General features: G+C 36.9%; 18 protein-coding genes. 9 read left to right on the top strand and 9 right to left on the bottom strand.

The window, feature by feature from the left end:
- Positions 1 to 29 precede the first annotated feature (29 nt).
- Positions 30 to 1,058: a lactonase family protein gene (locus tag ABVM52_RS06625; protein WP_405384624.1), complete on the top strand. Its 1,029-nt coding sequence runs from the start codon at positions 30 to 32 to the stop codon at positions 1,056 to 1,058.
- Here the strand turns inward: ABVM52_RS06625 and trxA are convergent.
- From trxA to ABVM52_RS06600, 5 genes are all read right to left on the bottom strand, one after another.
- The gene (gene trxA / locus ABVM52_RS06620; RefSeq protein WP_405384623.1) at positions 1,055 to 1,351 is read right to left on the bottom strand and encodes a thioredoxin; all 297 of its coding nucleotides are present in this window, start codon (positions 1,349 to 1,351) and stop codon (positions 1,055 to 1,057) included. The genes ABVM52_RS06625 and trxA overlap by 4 nt on opposite strands.
- A gap of 21 nt (positions 1,352 to 1,372) precedes the next feature.
- Positions 1,373 to 2,062 (bottom strand): DsbA family protein, encoded by a 690-nt coding sequence (locus tag ABVM52_RS06615; protein ID WP_405384622.1) that lies wholly within the window; start codon positions 2,060 to 2,062, stop codon positions 1,373 to 1,375.
- Positions 2,063 to 2,206: 144 nt separating this feature from the next.
- Positions 2,207 to 2,686: a c-type cytochrome gene (locus ABVM52_RS06610; RefSeq protein ID WP_405384621.1), complete on the bottom strand. Its 480-nt coding sequence runs from the start codon at positions 2,684 to 2,686 to the stop codon at positions 2,207 to 2,209.
- 170 nt (positions 2,687 to 2,856) lie between these two features.
- Positions 2,857 to 3,819: a YheT family hydrolase gene (locus ABVM52_RS06605; RefSeq protein ID WP_405384620.1), complete on the bottom strand. Its 963-nt coding sequence runs from the start codon at positions 3,817 to 3,819 to the stop codon at positions 2,857 to 2,859.
- Between the two features lie 25 nt (positions 3,820 to 3,844).
- The gene (locus tag ABVM52_RS06600) at positions 3,845 to 4,819 is read right to left on the bottom strand and encodes an NAD(P)H-dependent flavin oxidoreductase (protein WP_405384619.1); all 975 of its coding nucleotides are present in this window, start codon (positions 4,817 to 4,819) and stop codon (positions 3,845 to 3,847) included.
- A gap of 121 nt (positions 4,820 to 4,940) precedes the next feature.
- Here ABVM52_RS06600 and ABVM52_RS06595 point away from each other — a divergent pair, with 121 nt between their 5' ends.
- Together ABVM52_RS06595 and ABVM52_RS06590 are read left to right on the top strand one after the other, a co-directional pair.
- Positions 4,941 to 5,417, top strand: coding sequence for an acyl-CoA thioesterase (locus ABVM52_RS06595; RefSeq protein ID WP_405384618.1), 477 nt, complete (start codon positions 4,941 to 4,943; stop codon positions 5,415 to 5,417).
- A gap of 97 nt (positions 5,418 to 5,514) precedes the next feature.
- On the top strand, positions 5,515 to 6,135 hold the full coding sequence (locus ABVM52_RS06590) for a GntR family transcriptional regulator (protein WP_405384617.1): 621 nt from the start codon (positions 5,515 to 5,517) through the stop codon (positions 6,133 to 6,135).
- Positions 6,136 to 6,141: 6 nt separating this feature from the next.
- Here ABVM52_RS06590 and ABVM52_RS06585 read toward each other — a convergent pair whose 3' ends face one another.
- Positions 6,142 to 7,059 (bottom strand): DMT family transporter, encoded by a 918-nt coding sequence (locus tag ABVM52_RS06585; RefSeq protein ID WP_405384616.1) that lies wholly within the window; start codon positions 7,057 to 7,059, stop codon positions 6,142 to 6,144.
- A complete protein-coding gene (locus tag ABVM52_RS06580; RefSeq protein ID WP_405384615.1) occupies positions 7,056 to 7,409 on the bottom strand; it encodes an arsenate reductase family protein in 354 nt (117 codons plus the stop codon). Before ABVM52_RS06580 ends, ABVM52_RS06585 begins: the two co-directional genes overlap by 4 nt.
- Positions 7,410 to 7,546: 137 nt before the next feature.
- Between ABVM52_RS06580 and ABVM52_RS06575 the strand changes: the two genes are divergently transcribed.
- Positions 7,547 to 8,008, top strand: coding sequence for a DinB family protein (locus ABVM52_RS06575; protein ID WP_405384614.1), 462 nt, complete (start codon positions 7,547 to 7,549; stop codon positions 8,006 to 8,008).
- Here the strand turns inward: ABVM52_RS06575 and ABVM52_RS06570 are convergent.
- Positions 8,005 to 8,721 (bottom strand): PdaC/SigV domain-containing protein, encoded by a 717-nt coding sequence (locus tag ABVM52_RS06570; protein WP_405384613.1) that lies wholly within the window; start codon positions 8,719 to 8,721, stop codon positions 8,005 to 8,007. The genes ABVM52_RS06575 and ABVM52_RS06570 overlap by 4 nt on opposite strands.
- A 111-nt stretch (positions 8,722 to 8,832) precedes the next feature.
- Between ABVM52_RS06570 and ABVM52_RS06565 the strand changes: the two genes are divergently transcribed.
- The 4 genes from ABVM52_RS06565 to ABVM52_RS06550 all read left to right on the top strand — a co-directional run bounded on the left by ABVM52_RS06565 (position 8,833) and on the right by ABVM52_RS06550 (position 14,745).
- A complete protein-coding gene (locus ABVM52_RS06565; RefSeq protein ID WP_405384612.1) occupies positions 8,833 to 9,987 on the top strand; it encodes a cystathionine gamma-synthase in 1,155 nt (384 codons plus the stop codon).
- 161 nt (positions 9,988 to 10,148) lie between these two features.
- Complete coding sequence (gdhA, locus tag ABVM52_RS06560; RefSeq protein WP_405384611.1) at positions 10,149 to 11,492, top strand: NADP-specific glutamate dehydrogenase; 1,344 nt, start codon at positions 10,149 to 10,151, stop codon at positions 11,490 to 11,492.
- 120 nt (positions 11,493 to 11,612) lie between these two features.
- A complete protein-coding gene (gene recO, locus ABVM52_RS06555; RefSeq protein ID WP_405385110.1) occupies positions 11,613 to 12,341 on the top strand; it encodes a DNA repair protein RecO in 729 nt (242 codons plus the stop codon).
- Positions 12,334 to 14,745: a TonB-dependent receptor domain-containing protein gene (locus ABVM52_RS06550; protein WP_405384610.1), complete on the top strand. Its 2,412-nt coding sequence runs from the start codon at positions 12,334 to 12,336 to the stop codon at positions 14,743 to 14,745. The genes recO and ABVM52_RS06550 overlap by 8 nt, the downstream gene beginning before the upstream one ends.
- Positions 14,746 to 14,797: 52 nt before the next feature.
- On the opposite strand, the gene ABVM52_RS06545 is transcribed toward ABVM52_RS06550, so the two are convergent.
- Positions 14,798 to 15,169 carry a hypothetical protein gene (locus ABVM52_RS06545; RefSeq protein WP_405384609.1) on the bottom strand — a complete coding sequence of 124 codons (372 nt, stop codon included), beginning with the start codon at positions 15,167 to 15,169 and terminating at the stop codon, positions 14,798 to 14,800.
- Between the two features lie 186 nt (positions 15,170 to 15,355).
- Here ABVM52_RS06545 and ileS point away from each other — a divergent pair, with 186 nt between their 5' ends.
- Positions 15,356 to 18,754 carry an isoleucine--tRNA ligase gene (gene ileS, locus ABVM52_RS06540; RefSeq protein WP_405384608.1) on the top strand — a complete coding sequence of 1,133 codons (3,399 nt, stop codon included), beginning with the start codon at positions 15,356 to 15,358 and terminating at the stop codon, positions 18,752 to 18,754.
- The last annotated feature ends 1 nt before the right edge of the window (position 18,755 follow it).

Genomic DNA, 18,755 nt, shown 5'->3' with positions numbered 1-18,755 from the left:
TTACAATAAATAGCTGTAAGATGGAAAAAATGAAAAAGGAAGAAGTACTTTTTGTAGGTACATATACAAATAACGGAAGTGAAGGCATATATAGGTTTAATTTTGATGTGAACACCGGTAAGCTTACTGACCAAACTTTAGCAGCTCAAATAGATAACCCATCATTTATAACATTTGCACCAGATAAGAAAACGTTGTACGCTGTTGGCGAGGTGGATGATTATAACGGTGATAGTGGCACTATTACAGCATTTAACGTAACGGATACCATGTTGACCAAATTGGATATGATGTCCACATTTGGTGCCAACCCATGTTATGTTGGGGTATCGGAAAACGGTAATGATGTAGCAGTGGCAAATTATACAGGTGGCAATTTTACCATTTATAAAACATTGGAAAACGGTACGCTTTCATCTCCCCAAGTGATCGATCATAAAGTTCAGGATACCAGTAAGATCGCACATGCCCATATGGCCAAATTTTTAAATGGAGAATTGTTCGTAGCAGATTTAGGTTTGGATCGCATTAAAAAATATAGTAAAAAACAGGATAAATTTATTCCTAGCCCACAAAAGGAACTTGTTTTGGAAAATGGTGCCGGACCTAGGCACTTTACGGCCTCTAATAATGGAGTGTACTTATATGTTATCAATGAGCTTAATTCTACAATTACCTTATTCAAAGAAAAAGGGGGTAGTTATGAAGAAATAGAGACGTATACTACATTATTCGATAGTTTTGAAGGGGAGAGTTTCTGCGCGGATATTCATCTATCTCCAGACGGTAAATTTCTTTATGGTTCTAACCGGGGCGAAAATACTATCGTAATCTTTAAGATAGATGAGCCTAACGGCACATTAACATTGGTAGGTAGAGAGCCGGTAAAAGGAGACTGGCCAAGAAATTTTGCCATTGACCCTAGTGGAACGTATGTTTTGGTGGCAAATCAACGTAGTAACAATATAGTGGTTTTCAAAAGGAATGTTGAAAAAGGCACCTTGAATTTTGTTAGTGAAGTTGATTTGCCAAGTCCGGTATGTTTAAAATTCTACTAGTGTGATTTAATGATTTGTATTAAATCTCTTTTTTGAACAACACCAGATTGCCTCCATACCTGTTTGCCATTTTTATACAAGATCATGGTAGGCACTCCTCTTACTTGATATGTAGTAGCTAAAGATTGATTTTTGTCTACATCAATCTTAACTATTTTAATGTCTTCGCCCAATTCGTCCTTAACATCTTTAAGAATTGGGGCCAACGTCTTACAAGGTCCGCACCAGTCGGCAAAAAAATCAACCAAAACCGGTTTGTCTCCCGCTATTATTTTCGAAAATGAAGTTTTCATAAGTTTTAAAATTTTATAAAATTAGCAAATACCGGTTGTGGGGTCGCAATGGTCACCTTCACTTAAAATGGTCAAAGGAGCTACTTGCCCAAAAGCCTCTAAGAAGGTAGATGCCGGTTGCGCTCCACTAATTCCATAGGTATCATTGATAATAAAAAATGGTACACTATTTACGCCACGTTGCTGATAATGTGCAATTTCTTGTTTTACTGTATACGCAATAGCATCATCGTTTAGGATATCATTTGTTTTTTCTTTAGACCAGCCAAATTCCTTCATAATATCCATAAGAATTTCTGGCTTGTTCAAGTGTAGATTTTCGTCAAAATATGCTTTCATGAATCGTTCTTTTAAAGCATCTTTAAATCCCTCTTCGCCAGCAACATGTAATAATTGGTGTAGGGACAGTGTATTTACTGCTCGCCATTCTGGTCCAAAGTTAAAAGTGATTCCTTCCTCCTTACCATTGTCTACCAAGCGTTTGGTCATTTCTAACGGCCCTTCCAAATTACCGAATTTGTTCATAAGGTAAGTATCTCTATCTAAACCTTCTTTAGGGATATTGGCATCTAACTGAAAAGGGTGCCATTCAATTTCTATAGGAAGACCTTTCCATTGTTCTATAGCTTTTTCCAGTCGTTTTTTTCCAACATAACACCAAGGGCAGGCAACATCAGAAACTATATCTATTTTTATTTTATCGTTTTGCATTTTAATGTACGTTCAATTAGGAATTATTGGTCGTAAAGGTATGTCCATTCATTACAGAAGAGACTTGTTGTGTATTTCATAACTATGAGAAACAAAAAACCCTTTCAATTAATTGAAAGGGTTTACTTAGAATTTTAAAGGATATTACAAGGTACGTAGGTACTCTGCTAGGTTACGCGCCTCTTCCTCGTTTAAGTTTTGATTCAGCATAATGGCATTGTTGTATTCTTTAAGCAATGCTTTGGCAATAGGATCTTCCTTTAGCATTTTGTCAGGGTTAATGATCATGTTCATAACCCATTCTGGACTTCTTCTTTCATAAACACCTTTTAAAGCAGGTCCTATCATACGCTGTTCTGCCATATGGCAAGCAGTACATATTGCCTGGAATTTTTCTTTACCCGCAGCTGCCATTTCTTCATTTACGGTATCGTCAAAAGTAACGCTAGTTATTGGGCCAACCCCTTTATTGTCTAAATCTACGGGTACACCTTCACTAGCCGTTTCAGTTTTAGCTTCTTTCTTGGTTCTGTTCATTTCAAAACCTTCTTTCTTCTCTTCCTTTTTCTCACCACAGCTAATAATCATTGTGCTAAGAGCTAATAAGGTTAATAATTTGCGCATACGTTTTCTATATTTTAAAAGTTGTCTCTCAATTAAAGGGCTAATATATGAATTTTTAACGGTCACTGCACCCTTTAATCATCATGTAATTATAGAAAAAAGGAATAATTTTAGACGGATAACAATTTTAGAAAAATTTATTAATTATTGAATGGTCTGGGATTGAATCTTTAAGAAATTCCCTTAATAAATTCAAGAGTCCGTCTTTCGGTATAGGTTTGGTTATTTGCTCCATGAAAACCAACATGGCCACCGTATTTAGGCAATTCTAGAAATACGTATTTGTGACTTTTTGCTATGTCTACTGGGTAACACTCAGGACCTAAAAAAGAATCGTTTAGTGCATTGATAATAAGGGTAGGTACTTTTATATCTTGTAAAAATTGTAGGCTGCTGCTCTGTGTATAATAATCCATGGCATCTTTAAAGCCGTGTGCTTTACTGGTATAGATATCATCAAAATCTTTTAGGGTTTTTATTTTTTTAATATCATGGTCAGCTATAAGTTCAGGAAACAACTGTTGCTTTTGTTTTAGTTTTTTTAATAAGTTTCCTTTAAATCTTCTTGCGTAAAGTGCATTTTTAGATTGTAATAATTGATAGAGTGAATCTGCTAATTGACAAGGTACAGATATGGCCACCGCCCCTTTTATTTCCGGGGGTAAATTTCTTTTTTCCCCTAAATATTTTAACAACAGGTTGCCGCCAAGGCTAAACCCGTGAAGATACAGACTATCATATTCATTTAGCTGTAAGATATAGGCTATGACCGCTTGCAGATCATCTGTAGCACCAGAATGGTATGATTTGTATAGTTTATTGGCATCACCACTACACCCTCTTAAATTAATAGCGCAAACATCGTAACCACCTTCGGTAAGAGTTTTGGCACTACCTTTTATGTATGCTCTTTTAGCGCTCCCTTCCAATCCATGAATAACTATGACCAATTTTTTGGATGGGGATGAAGCGTAGCTCCAATCTATATCTAAAAAATCTGAATCTGGTAAGGTAATACGAATGCGTATTTGCTCAACATCATTTACCTTTCTAATTAAACCTGCATAGATGGTAGAAAGGTGTCCGTTCTTAAAAAACAAAGAAGGATGGTAAGATGAATTTAGTAAAGGCATTGAAATTTTGAACTTGTATCCGTATTTATTTAGGGAAGGTTTCCAAGACTTTTATTTGTTCTTCAATAGCCTCTTTAAATTCCGTTTTTAGTGTTGTAACCAATGTGGATACAGGTACGGTATCTTTAATAAGTGCCGAGCCTTGACCTGCAGACCAAATGGTTTTCCAAGCTTTGGCCTCGGTATCCAGTTCTTTCCCAAAATCTATTTTTACGTCTTTTTTTAAATCCTCTTCGGTAATACCTGCCGCTTTAAGACTGGCGCCAAGGAAGTTGGCATGAACCCCAGAAATAGCTGCGGTATAGACTACGTCACTTGCACCTGCATCAATGATCATATTTCTGTACTCAGGGGAAGCCTTACTTTCGTTCGTATTGATAAAGCGGGTACCCATATATGCTAGGTCGGCACCCATTTGAAGTGCTGAGGCAATATCCCTACCCGTACTTATACACCCTGAAAGTAAAATGGTCTTGTGAAAGAATTTTTTAATTTCTGCCACCAATGGCATTGGGTTTATAGTACCTGCATGGCCACCTGCTCCTGCAGCAACAAGTATTAATCCGTCCACACCGGCTTCGGCCGCCTTTTCCGCATGTCTTTTTTTAATTATATCGTGAAATACGAGTCCGCCATAGCTATGAATGGCATCTACTACTTGCGATACTGCACCTAAGGAAGTAATGATTAATGGTACTTGATGTTTTACGCATAGTTTAATATCAGCTTCTAATCTAGGATTGGTAGGATGAACAATTAAGTTTACGCCGAACGGTGCAGGTTTCTCACCTGTATCTGCTTCATGTTTCTTCAAGGCAGTTTTAATTTCTACCAGCCATTCCTCAAAACCTTCGCTGGTGCGTTGGTTTAGTGCAGGAAAAGTACCGACTATACCATTTTTACAACATTCTATGACCAGTTGAGGTCCAGAAATTAGAAACATGGGTGCGGCAACCACAGGTAGTGCTAGGTCTTTAATGAAAGCAGGTTTGTTCGACATAATAATTGATTTTTTAACTAGAATTAAAAATAAGTATAAAAAATTGGGTTCTTTATTCCATACGATTCAAAACTATGTTATTTTTAGGGAGTATTATGCATGCATAGCAAAAATTATTAAAATGTACTTGAAAGATTTTGAAGTTAGGTGGAGTGATGTTGATGCCAACCGGCATTTGGCAAATTCGGCATATATAAATTTTATGAGCCATACCCGAATGGCATTTTTAATGGAATTGGGTTTTGATCACAGAGCCATGGCAACACATGAAATAGGCCCGGTGGTATTCTATGAACATATCTATTACTTTAAAGAGGTTTTTCCTGGTAAACCGATCAAGGTATCTCTGGAAATTGTAGGGATGAGCGAAGATGCCAAGTTTTTTGCATTTGAACATAATTTCTATAATCACAAAGGAGAAAATGTAGCCCGTTGTGAAATGATGGGCGCATGGATGGATTTAAAAACCAGAAAGTTAACCGGCTTGACCAATGATTTACTGAAAACGTTCAGTGGCGTTGAAAAAGGGGCAAATTTTAAAGTTCTGACCAAGGAAGATTCAAGAAAATTTGCACGTAAGCCTAACAAAGGTTTGTAAGTTAATTATAAGGACGAATTTAAAAAAAATCATGCAATCAATTGATTTATATAGCATTAACGAGAATTTGATAATTCTATTTTAGTATATTTACTTTATGACCAACCTCCCAGAAGACATTTTTCAAGACACCTACGGGAAAGTAAAAAAATTGATCGTTACCAAAAAGCTATCTCCCGGACAGTTAATAACCGACCAACGATTAACTCATACATTGAACATAAATGACGGCACTATTCCTGTTGTTTTGTTACAATTGCGAGAAGAATCATTATTGGTTGGTGAACCGGAAAGTGGTCTTACCGTTAGGGAATTGAGTGAAATTGAAATTTCAGATTTGTTCGATTGTAGAATGGCTATTGAGACCATGACGGTAAAACTTTTTACCAAGAATGCCCCACAATCTAAAATAGATGGGTTAAGACATCTTTTGGTGCCCTTTGAAAAAGGACCGCAAAGTTTATATGTATTTCATAAGATAGATTGTTATTTTCATGAGTATATAGCTAAAAATTGTGGCAATAGTATGTTGTACAATCTTTTCAAAACCGCAAAGACTACTTCGCTCATGGACCTTGTAGGTATTTCTAGACCTTTGAATATGGTAATGCAGGAGCATTTAAACTTAGTCTCTGCCATGCACCAAAGAGATGAACATATGGCTGTAGAGGCCATTACAGTTCATTTGGAAAACTCAAGAAAGTCCCATTTAAACTAAACTAGCTTAATTATTTCCTCTGCCTACTATGTTCCTTGGTACTTTAGGTTTTCTACTTGCCAGATAAACACCAATAAGAACAAGACAGGCTGCAATGATTTTAATTAGGGTAAGGTGATCTTGCCCAGTTATAATGGCAAAGGCAATGCCCACTAACGGTTGTACATATACAAATGCACTAAGTGTAGAAGCCTTTAATTGTGATAAGGCAAAAATATTAAATAGGTAAGTGCAAAATGTGGTGCCCAATATAACGAATGCAATACTGCCATAGGCAGCTAGCGGTAGTGTAGACCAAGATATTTCCATAAATTCCTCATAACCAAATGGTAGGCATATTAGAACACCTAGGCTAAAAAGCCATTTCATAAAGGTAAACGGGTGATATTTGGTTATAAGTGCCTTAACAACAACTAAATAAGAACCATAGAACATAGAGTTCATAAAGATCAAAAAGTTCCCCAGAGGTATATTTGGGGCATCCATGCGTATTTCCGTTCCAAAGAGAATAAGTCCTAATGCGCCTATTAATCCAATGCTTATACCAAAGATTTTTCTGCCCGTTATCTTTTCCTTTAATATGACCGCAGATAAGATTAAAACAATGATCGGCGTAGTGGTTATTAATACCGCACTGTTGATCGGGGTAGATAAAGACAGGCCTTTAAAAAAGACCAACATATTTAGTGCCATGCCCAACAGGGCACAGATAAGCATTCTCAGATAATCTTTTGGATCTATACGTTCCTTGGGTCCAAGGAAAGAGATGGCCCAAAATAGGATGGCTGCGCCCAGTACCCTTAAAATAATAAAACCAAATGGTTGCACATAATGGGGCATTATGCCTTTGGCTATGGTATGATTAATGCCGTAAATTGTAGTAGCTCCTACAGCTGCAAGTATTGCTAGTAGTCTTTTGTTCAATGGTGTATTGCCTTTTTTGCGGCTTCTACCACTTTTTTACTATTACCAATAAATATTTGGTCCTCGTTTATAATTACAGGTCTTTTTAAGAAGGTATATTGTTCTAAGATCAAATTTTTAAAATCATCTTCTGTAAGATTCTGTTCTTTTAAATTCCGTTCCCTATATAATATGGCCCTTTTGCTGAACAATGCTTCATAGCTATTGGATAGGGAGTGCATGTGTTCAAGTTGTTTCTGTGTAATAGGAGTTGATTTTATATCCTGCAACTCAAAATTGGTAAGGGGTTGTAGCTCTTTTATGATTCGCTGACAAGTGGAACAAGTGCTTAGATGATATATTTTTTTCATGTTGAATTAAAAAGTTGGTTTTCATTTCTTTAGTATTTGGAGAAATGAAATTCTAGATTATCAATATGCTTTACAAATGCAAAGAAACTTATTTCCCTTTAATTGTACTATTTTTACATCTTATTAAACAAGAAATAATGATTGGGAATTTACTGGAAATCACGCTTCAAAACCGTAAAAATTTATATACTATTTTAACGAATACCCCTAAAGAAAAACTCTTGGCAATACCAGAGGGGTTCAACAACAATATTTTTTGGAATATTGCACATACCGTAGTAACCCAACAAGTTCTATGTTATAAGTTTAGTGGGCTTCAAATGCGCGTACCTACAGATTTAGTAAAAAAGTTTATGAAGGGCACAGTGCCAGACGGTACGGCTACGGATGAAGAAATTATGATGGTCGCAGATTTTTTGATTTCTAGCATAGAATGGATAAAAGAAGATTATGAAACCCAACTTTTTAAGAACTATAACGAATATACTACCAGTGCAAATGTTACTTTGAAAAACGTAGAGGACGCTATTGGTTTTAACTTGTTTCATGAAGGGTTGCATGCCAATACCATTACATTATTAATGAGGCACATAGGTTAATAAATAACCGGGAGTTTTAAATAGGAATTAATTTCTTGAAAAGGAATTAATAGTGTAATGGCCCCATCTGCATAAGATGCAATTTCATATGGCTCATAATAAAGTAAAAGTCCATCATCGGTATACCCAATATTTTCTGGCAAGTAATAGGTTTCCGTTTCAAACATGAAACCAGTACTGTTAATGTCCGCTTCTGCAGGTATGTTTTCTTGTTTTTTAAACAAGTTCTCGGCATAGGAGGTAAATTGTACTTCAGATTTAAATAATTCTTCTCTATCGAGTTCCTTTTTGGCAGACTTATCAAAATTTAAAAATCTAATAGTACTTAAACCGTGTGCTCCTCCCGTAAACAGATAGGATTTTAATTGTATGGTTAAAATCTGTTCATTTTCAAAAACAATATCGCCGTCAATGGTCGCCTCCCATGGCATGGATTCTTCAGGGTATTTATTTTTTAATTCATTATAATCTTGAAGAAATGCATTTATGCCTTCATGGATATTGTTTGCCCTACCGGTCTCGTTAAAACTTAACCATGAAATAATTTCCTCCTGTATAGCGGTGTTTATAGAGGTGGCTAATTTTGTGTTTCCCATAGCCTTTGGAACATCAATTGAAACAAGAGAACAATCTTCACAGGCTTTTTTTGAAATTGATAAAGCTTCAAAGGACAGTTCGTTTTTAGTTTCGCAACTAAATATTAAGAATAACATAAGTAAGCAAAGTAATTTATAGTGCATAAAAGGTCAAGTTTTATGTAAAAATACATCTTCATTGTATTCGTCAGTAGATAACGATACATTTGTGTAAAATATTTGTTGGCTATGGGTGGTAAGGATTTAAAATTCAACACAAAAACAATTCATGGAGGTCAAATACCTGAGAAAGCTTATGGTGCCGTAATGCCCCCAATCTATCAGACTTCTACATATGCCCAAAGTACACCTGGCGGACATAAAGGTTATGAATATAGCAGAAGCGCAAACCCTACAAGAACTGCCCTAGAAAATTCCTTGGCCAGTATTGAAAAAGGTTCATATGGTTTGGCGTTTGGGAGTGGTTTGGCGGCCATAGATGCCGTTATTAAACTCTTGGAGCCGGGAGATGAAGTAATTTCTACCCATGACCTTTATGGAGGTACCTATAGGATTTTCAAGAAAATTTTTGAAAAATATGGCATTGTTTTTCACTTTGTTGGTATGATGGGTACAGAGGCCATAGAAAGTAAGGTAAATGATAATACCAAGCTTATCTGGGTAGAGACACCAACCAACCCTATGATGGGTATTATTGATATAAAAACCGTGGCAGGGTTGGTGAAAGGGAAGAATATTTTATTGGCAGTAGATAATACATTTGCAACCCCTTATTTACAGTTACCTTTAGATTTAGGTGCAGATATTGTTATGCATTCTGCTACCAAATATTTAGGTGGCCATAGCGATACGGTCGTGGGGGCTTTGGTGGTTAAGGACAAGGTTTTGGCAGATAAATTATTTTTTATACAAAATGCTAGTGGTGCCGTTTGTGGTCCTATGGATAGTTTTTTGGTTTTACGTGGCATTAAAACATTACATGTAAGAATGCAGCGCCATTGTGAAAATGGCAAGGCCGTAGCCCGTTTTTTAAAGAATAACCCTAAGGTAGAGAAGGTATATTGGCCGGGTTTTGAAGATCATCCAAACCATACCGTTGCCAAGGAACAAATGAAAGATTTTGGAGGTATGCTATCTTTTGTGCCAAAAGGCGGCAGTTATGAAGATGCAATAAGAATAGTAGAAAAATTACAAGTATTTACCTTGGCAGAATCATTGGGTGGGGTAGAAAGTCTTGCCGGGCACCCTGCAAGCATGACCCATGCCAGTATTCCAAAAGAGGAAAGGGAAAAAAGTGGTGTAGTAGACGCTTTAATACGCTTAAGTGTTGGTATTGAGGATTCTGAAGATTTAATAGCGGATTTAGAGCAAGCATTAAGATAAAATGGTGTTTTATTGAAGTTTAGAATCTAAAACCCATTATTTGTTGTTAAAACAACAAAAATTATCAACTTTTAAAAAAAGTAGGCAATAAATTACATGAATAGCATAATTTTGCCGTTATATTTTGAAATCAATAATTTAATACAATTGTAATAAGCTTTATGGAAGATAAAATAAAAGCATTTATGGATGAGGTCATTGCCAGAAATGGGCACGAACCAGAATTCATACAGGCGGTGCAAGAAGTTGCAGAAACTGTTATACCATATATTGCAAAACATGAGATATACAATGGTAAGAATATTCTTTTAAGAATGGTTGAGCCAGAACGTTTGGTATCGTTCAGGGTAGCTTGGGTAGATGATGATGGGGAAATACATGTAAACCGTGGGTATAGAATTCAAATGAACTCCGCAATAGGTCCATATAAAGGAGGGTTGCGTTTTCACCCAACTGTTAATGCCAGTATTTTAAAGTTTTTGGCTTTTGAACAGGTGTTTAAAAATAGTCTTACAACCTTACCTATGGGTGGGGGTAAAGGAGGCTCGGATTTTGACCCTAAGGGTAAGTCAGATGATGAGGTAATGCGTTTTTGCCACGCCTTTATGTTGGAACTTAATAGGCATATAGGACCTAATACAGATGTACCGGCAGGAGATATTGGTGTGGGTGCACGTGAAATTGGTTTCCTTTTTGGTATGTATAAAAAGATACGTAATGAGTTTACCGGTGTATTAACTGGTAAAGGACTTTCTTGGGGCGGTTCTAAAATTAGACCGGAAGCCACTGGTTATGGAACCGTATATTTTGCGGAAAGTATGTTGAAGACTAAAAACGAAAGTTTTAAGGGAAAAACCGTAGTTATTTCAGGTTCCGGTAATGTGGCCCAATATGCAGCAGAAAAGGCCATTGTTTTGGGAGCTAAAGTGGTAACGCTATCAGATTCCAGTGGGTATGTTTATGACAAGGATGGGTTAGACAATGAAAAACTTGCCTTTGTGATGGATTTAAAGAATAACAAGCGTGGTAGAATATCAGAATACGTTAAAAAATATCCTAATGCAGAATTCCATGGGGGCAAAACACCTTGGAATGTTAAGTGTGATATTGCTTTGCCATGTGCCACACAAAACGAGCTTGACCAAAACGATGCCAAAAACCTATTGGCTAATGGATGTATGTGTGTTGCAGAAGGTGCTAATATGCCTTGTAATGCAGATGCCGTTCATGAATTTAATAATGCAAAGATTTTATTTGCTCCGGGGAAAGCCTCAAATGCAGGTGGTGTTGCCACATCAGGACTTGAAATGTCCCAAAATTCACTTCGTATAAGTTGGACAAGGGAAGAGGTTGATGAACGATTAAGAGATATTATGGAAGACATACACGATTCTTGTATACAATTTGGAAAAGAAGAAGATGGTTTCTGTAATTACGTAAAAGGTGCAAATATTGCAGGATTTGTAAAAGTTGCCGATGCTATGTTGGCCCAAGGGGTTATATAAGGCCCTGGTCCTGGACCAAAAAATTTAAGTGTTTATTTACGAGGCCTTTAAAGGCCTCGTTTTTTTTGTTCAGTGACCAATATACAAACCGCTATCTTTGTAGTAATAGACCACGTTCCAATGCAAGTTACGACCAAGGCCATAGTTTTTACGGCACTCAAATATGGTGACACCAGTCTTATCGTGAAGGCGTTCACCGCTTCTGACGGAGTTAAATCCTATTTATTGCGCGGAGTATTATCTTCCAAAAAGGGCAAATTAAAGTCGGCCTATTTTCAACCGTTAACGCAATTGGAAATCGTTGCCAACCATAAGAACAAGGGGTCTTTGGAGTCTATAAGAGAGGCTAAGGTATACTACCACTACCAAACACTTTATGTTAATATGGCTAAAAACGCCATGGCGCTGTTCTTGGCTGAGTTGTTAGGAAACAGTATTCGCGAAGAGGAAAAAAATGAAGATCTGTTTCAATTTTTAGAAGCTTCGTTGCAGTGGTTAGATGTTCACGACGAAATTGCAAATTTTCATCTATACTTCATGCTGTCCTTAACTAGGTTCTTAGGTTTTTATCCTGATGTTTATCAGCTAGATAGGCCGTATTTTGACCTTTTGGAAGGTGAATTTGTTGCCAAAGAAACGTTGAACCCTATGTTAAGGGGTGAAAATATTTATTATTTCAAGGCCTTCTTAGGCACAAATTTTGATGCAATTCACACCATAAAGATGAAAAAAACCAATAGACAAGAGTTGCTTAAATCCCTAGTGTTATATTTTGAATTGCATTTACAGGGGTTTAAAAAACCTAAATCTCTTGCTGTACTAAATGAAGTCTTCAATACTTATGTATAAATTTTTTTTAGGCATATGGTTTCTTATGGCCTACATCGGTAATGCACAGCAAATTTCTGTTTTGGATGGGGATAGTGGTGAGGCCATTTCCAATGTAGCGGTATTCAATAAAGATAAGTCTAAGATAGCTTTATCGGATTTTGATGGTAGGTTCAATGCATCCATTTTCAGCAATACGGAAAGAATTACTTTACGGCACATAGGTTATGAAGAATTTAAGACCACCAAACAACAAATACAAAGACAGGGCAATAAGGTGTATTTATCTATGAAGGCCCAACAATTGGATGAGGTAGTGATGTCGGTTTCTAAATGGGAGCAACAAAAAAAGGACATACCTAATAAAATTATATCCATAGATGCAAAGTCTATATCCTTTACTGCCCCTCAAACTTCGGCAGATTTACTTCAAAATAGTGGAAAGGTTTTTGTTCAGAAAAGTCAATTAGGCGGAGGCAGCCCTATGATTAGAGGTTTTGCGACCAATAGACTGCTCTTGTCCGTAGATGGTGTGCGCATGAATAATGCCATATTTAGGGGAGGCAACATACAGAATGTAATTTCCATAGACCCGTTTACCGTTAAGAATACTGAAATAATTTTTGGCCCAGGTTCCGTAATATATGGTAGTGATGCCATCGGTGGTGTTATGAACTTTTATACCAAAAAACCGGAGCTTTCTGAAAACGATAGCCTTTTAGTAATTGGTAACGGTAATTATAGGTTTTCATCTGCTAACAATGAAAACACCGTGCATGCCAATATAAATGTCGGTAAAAAAAAATGGGCCTCTTTAACCAGTGTAACCTATAATAATTTTCAAAATTTAAAAATGGGGTCGCATGGCCCAATGGAATATCTAAGGAATTCTTATGTAAGCCTTACTAATGAGGGTGATGTACTGGTAGATAACGAATCGCCCAAGAGGCAGGTTTCAACAGGTTACGATCAAATGAATGTCATGCAAAAAATTCTGTTTAAGCCTAATGCAAAATGGAATTTAAACCTTGGGGCATATTTTTCAGAAACATCTGATTATTCTCGGTATGATAGATTAATACGCCCATCAAGCAATGGGGAGGGTTTACGTTCTGCTCAGTGGTATTATGGTCCCCAAAAGTGGTTTATGGCCAATGCACAGGTTTTAAGAAAAGGTGGAGGTAAAATCTATGACGGTTTAAAATTTGGTCTAGCATTTCAACAATTTAAAGAAAGTAGACATAATAGGGATTTTCAAGATGATGTACTGAATTCTACCCAAGAAAAGGTAAATGCATTAAATGTTAATATAGATTTAGAGAATAAGAAGATAGGTGCTTTTAAAACCTATTATGGAGCAGAGTATATTTACAACAAAGTAGGGTCATATGGGCTAGATAGAAACATTGTTACTAATGAAGAAGTTGCATCTGCTTCACGATATCCAGATGGCTCAACATGGCAGAGTTTGGCGGGTTATATCAATGGTGAATATAAGGCGAAACCTAATTTAACTTTAATGTCCGGTCTTCGTTATAGTCATGTTTGGGTACATGCGGATTTTGAGGATACATTTTATGATTTCCCTTTTCAAAAGGCAGATTTAAGTACCGGGGCTTTAACGGGTAGTTTAGGGTTAAGCTGGTTTCCTAAGTCCAATTTACAGATTACTTGGAACGGTTCTACGGGGTTTAGGGCGCCTAATATTGATGATGTTGGTAAAATCTTTGATTCTGAACCGGGCTCTGTGGTTGTCCCTAATCCAGACCTTGAACCGGAATATGCTTATAATATTGAGTTAGGGGTACGTCGTAATATTAACGATAAGGTTATACTAAAAGGTACGGCGTATTATACCTATTTGGTAGATGCCTTGGTAAGACGGGATTTTAATTATAATGGAGTTTCACAAATTGAATATGGAGGGGAGCTTAGTAATGTCCAGGCCATACAGAATGCGGCCAAGGCCTTTGTATACGGATTAGAGTTTGGTTTAGAGGCTTATTTGACCGAGCAGTGGTCCTTAACTTCCAATCTTACCTTTACCCAGGGTATAGAGGAGGAAGAAGACGGTACGGAAACACCGGCAAGACATGCCGCGCCTACTTTTGGTGATTTACACATTTTGTGGAAAAACCAAAGGGTAATGGCAGACCTATATGTGAACTATAATGGTGAAATAGCTAACGATGATCTTTCTATGTCAGAGCGATCAAAGGAATATATATATGCCATTGATGCTAATGGTAATCCGTATGCTCCGTCTTGGTATACGTTGAATTTCCGTTCCCAGTTTGATATTACGGCACGTGTAAAGGCCACTGCGAGTTTGGAAAATATTACGGATCAACGATATAGAAGTTATTCTTCTGGTATAGTTGCTCCCGGGCGTAATGTTATCCTTGGATTAGGGTATAGTTTTTAAATAAAAAAGACCCGTATGAACGGGTCTTTAATACTATGAAAAAGGGATAAAATTAATTTTTAACCGCTTTTTCTATTTCATCGGCTTTTTTTGCTGCCTTATCAGCTGCATCGTTTGCCGCATCTTTAACATCATTGCCAGCTTCTTTGGCGGCATCCATGGTTTTTTCACCAGCTTCCTTTACTGTTTCGGCTGCATCTTCAGCAGCTTCCATAGCATTTTCACTAGCTTCTTTGGCAGCGTCCATAGCGCCCTCACCAGCTTCTTCAAGCTCTTCTCCAGCTTCTTTCAAGCTTTCACCGGCTTCTTCTAGAGCTGTACCAGCCTCTTCGGTAGCAGATTTTGCTTTGTCGGCAGTTTCTCTACAAGAAATAGACATACTTAATGCTAAAATTGCTAATGATCCTAAAATTACTTTTTTCATTGTGTTACGTTAAATGGTTATTGTTTAAGGTTATATACGGTACAATTTGAATTTTGGATGTAAAACTTGTTAATATTTTTCACAATACCGTATAACCTGTTATTTCAGTACATTTAAAACCTATATTTTAAATCTAAATTTTATAATTTTGCAGCCTTTAAATTCCAGTGCCATAAGCATTTTCGTATGAAGTTCGCAGAATACCAAGGATTAGATTTACCAAAGGTTGCAGAAGAAATTTTGGACTATTGGGCCACCCATGCCATTTTTGAGAAAAGCATCTCTACTCGTGAGGGTAAGGAGAGCTATGTATTTTATGAAGGTCCGCCTTCTGCTAACGGAATGCCCGGTATACATCACGTAATGGCTCGTACCATAAAAGATATTTTTCCTAGGTACAAGACCATGAAAGGTTATCAGGTAAAACGTAAAGCAGGTTGGGATACCCATGGATTGCCTATTGAGCTAGGTGTTGAAAAAGAGCTTGGTATTACGAAAGAGGATATTGGAGTTAAAATTTCAGTTGAAGAATATAACGCTGCTTGTAAAAAAGCGGTGATGAGATATACTGATGTTTGGAACTCAATGACCCAACAGGTTGGGTATTGGGTAGATATGGATGATCCGTACATCACCTACAAATCCAAATACATGGAAACGGTATGGTGGTTGTTAAAGCAGATTTACTCTAAAGGCTTAATTTATAAGGGTTATACCATACAGCCCTACTCTCCAAAAGCGGGAACAGGGTTAAGCTCGCATGAATTAAATCAGCCAGGCACCTATCAAGATGTGACAGATACTACGGTAACCGCACAGTTTAAAGCGGTTGAAGAGACGCTGCCAGATTTCTTACAGAATGAAGGTACGGTATACTTTTTAGCATGGACCACAACACCTTGGACATTACCATCGAATACGGCATTAACGGTCGGTTCAAAGATTGATTATGTTTTGGTTGAAACGTATAACCAGTATACGTTTCAACCAATGAATGTTGTCCTTGCCAAGAATTTGGTAGGAAAACAATTCTCGGGAAAATATAGCGAGGTATCAGAAAAATCAGAATTGTTATCCTATGCATCCGGAGATAAAAAAATTCCTTTTTATGTTGTAAAAGAGTTTAAGGGAAAAGATTTACTTGGAATCAGGTATGAGCAATTGTTAGATTATGTACTTCCTTATGAAAATGCAGAAAATGCGTTTAGAATAATAGCGGGTGATTTCGTTACAACAGAAGATGGTACGGGTATAGTGCATACTGCGCCAACCTTTGGTGCAGATGATGCTTTTGTAGCTAAGCAAGCAGTTCCGGAAATTCCGCCAATGCTAGTGCTGGACGAGAACAGTAATCTAGTGCCTTTGGTAGATTTACAGGGGAAATTTAGACCAGAGCTTAAAGAGCTAGGTGGTAAATACGTTAAAAACGAGTATTACGAAGATGGCAAAGCACCTGAGCGATCGGTAGATGTTGAGATAGCTATTAAATTAAAGGAGGAAAATAAAGCGTTTAAAGTAGAGAAGTATGTGCACAGTTACCCAAACTGCTGGCGTACGGATAAACCAATTTTATATTACCCATTAGATTCTTGGTTTATAAAAGTAACCGATGTAAAAGATCAAATGTTCCAATTGAACCAAACGGTCAACTGGAAACCAAAAGCAACTGGCGAAGGAAGATTTGGAAATTGGTTGGCGAACGCCAATGATTGGAATCTTTCAAGATCAAGATATTGGGGAATACCATTACCAATTTGGAGAACAGAAGATGGTAAGGAAGAATTAATTATAGGTTCGGTTGCCGAGTTAAAATTGGAAATGGCAAAAGCTGTTGAAGCCGGAGTATTAGAGAAGGATATTTATGCAGATTTTGTTGTGGATGACATGTCTGAGGAGAACTATGATAAAATAGACCTGCATAAAAATATTGTAGATCAAATTACATTGGTTTCTGCTTCTGGTAAACCTATGAAGCGTGAAAGTGATTTAATTGATGTTTGGTTTGATAGTGGTTCAATGCCTTATGCACAATGGCACTACCCGTTTGAAAACAAAGAACTGATTGATGAAGGAAAAACATTTCCGGCAGATTTTATAGCTGAAGGTGTGGATCAAACTCGTGGTTGGTTCTATACCTTGCATGCAATAGCTACTATGGTTTTTGATTCGGTAGCGTATAATAATGTTGTTTCTAACGGATTGGTGTTAGATAAGGAAGGTAAAAAGATGTCCAAGCGATTGGGTAATGCCGTAGATCCTTTTGAGACTATGAACGAACATGGTGCCGATGCAACGCGTTGGTATATGATCAGCAATGCCAACCCTTGGGATAACCTAAAATTCGATACCGAAGGTATTGTAGAGGTTAAGCGTAAATTCTTTGGTACGCTTTATAATACATATTCCTTTTTTGGTTTATATGCGAACTTAGATGAGTTTACATATTCAGAAGAAGATGTACCAATGGAACAGCGAACAGAAATTGATCGTTGGATCATTTCTGAATTAAATTCATTGATAAAGGTTGTAGATAGTGCTTATGCCGAGTATGAGCCAACACGTGCCGCAAGGGCAATATCTGAGTTTGTTCAAGAAAACTTGAGTAACTGGTACGTTCGTTTGTGTAGAAGACGTTTTTGGAAAGGCGAATATGCTACAGATAAAATTTCAGCATATCAAACCTTATACACTTGTTTGGACGTTGTCGCTAAGCTTTCTGCACCAATTGCTCCATTTTTCATGGATCGCTTATATTTAGATTTAAATAAGGCGACGGTAAAAGACGGATTTGAGAGTGTGCATTTGGCGGATTTTCCTAAGGCAGACGAATCGCTTATAGACGAAAGTTTAGAAGTGAAGATGCACAAGGCACAAATAATTTCTTCTTTGGTGTTGTCCATCCGTCAGAAAGAGAAGATTAAAGTACGTCAACCACTACAAAAAATCATGATTCCGGTTCTAGATGCCAAGGATCGAGAAGAAATTGAAGCAGTTTCAGAATTAATTAAATCTGAAGTTAATGTTAAGGAAATTCAGCTCTTAGATGATGCATCTGGTATATTGGTAAAACGTATTAAGCCTAATTTCAAGACCTTAGGTCCAAAATTTGGAAAGGATATGAAAGCCATAGCACAAGTGGTCAATACGTTTTCTCAGGCTGATATCCAGAAAATTGAACAGAATGGCGAATTAACAATCCAAATAGAAAATAAAAGTATTACTTTACAGTTACATGATGTAGAAATTAGTTCTCAGGATATAGAAGGCTGGATGGTGGCCACTTCTGGTAAATTAACAGTTGCTCTGGATGTGACCATTACGGAAGATTTACGAAATGAAGGTATTGCCAGGGAACTGATTAATAGAATTCAGAATATCAGAAAAGATTCTGGTTATGAGGTAATTGATAAAATTGCAATTAAAATATTGAAAGATGGTTTTGTAGAAAAGGCGGTTGAAAATAATATTGATTATATTAAAACCGAAACTTTAACGGCAGAATTAAGTTTTGAGGATAATTTGGAAAAAGGAATGGAAATTGCATTTGATGAAGTAAATACAAAATTATTTATTGAAAAATATTAAA

It is taken from the genome of Maribacter sp. LLG6340-A2, from assembly GCF_045057105.1.
Taxonomy (GTDB): Bacteria; Bacteroidota; Bacteroidia; order Flavobacteriales; family Flavobacteriaceae; genus Maribacter.
The sequence above is the reverse complement of the archived record's forward strand: the minus strand, read 5'-3'. Positions and strand labels throughout refer to the sequence as shown.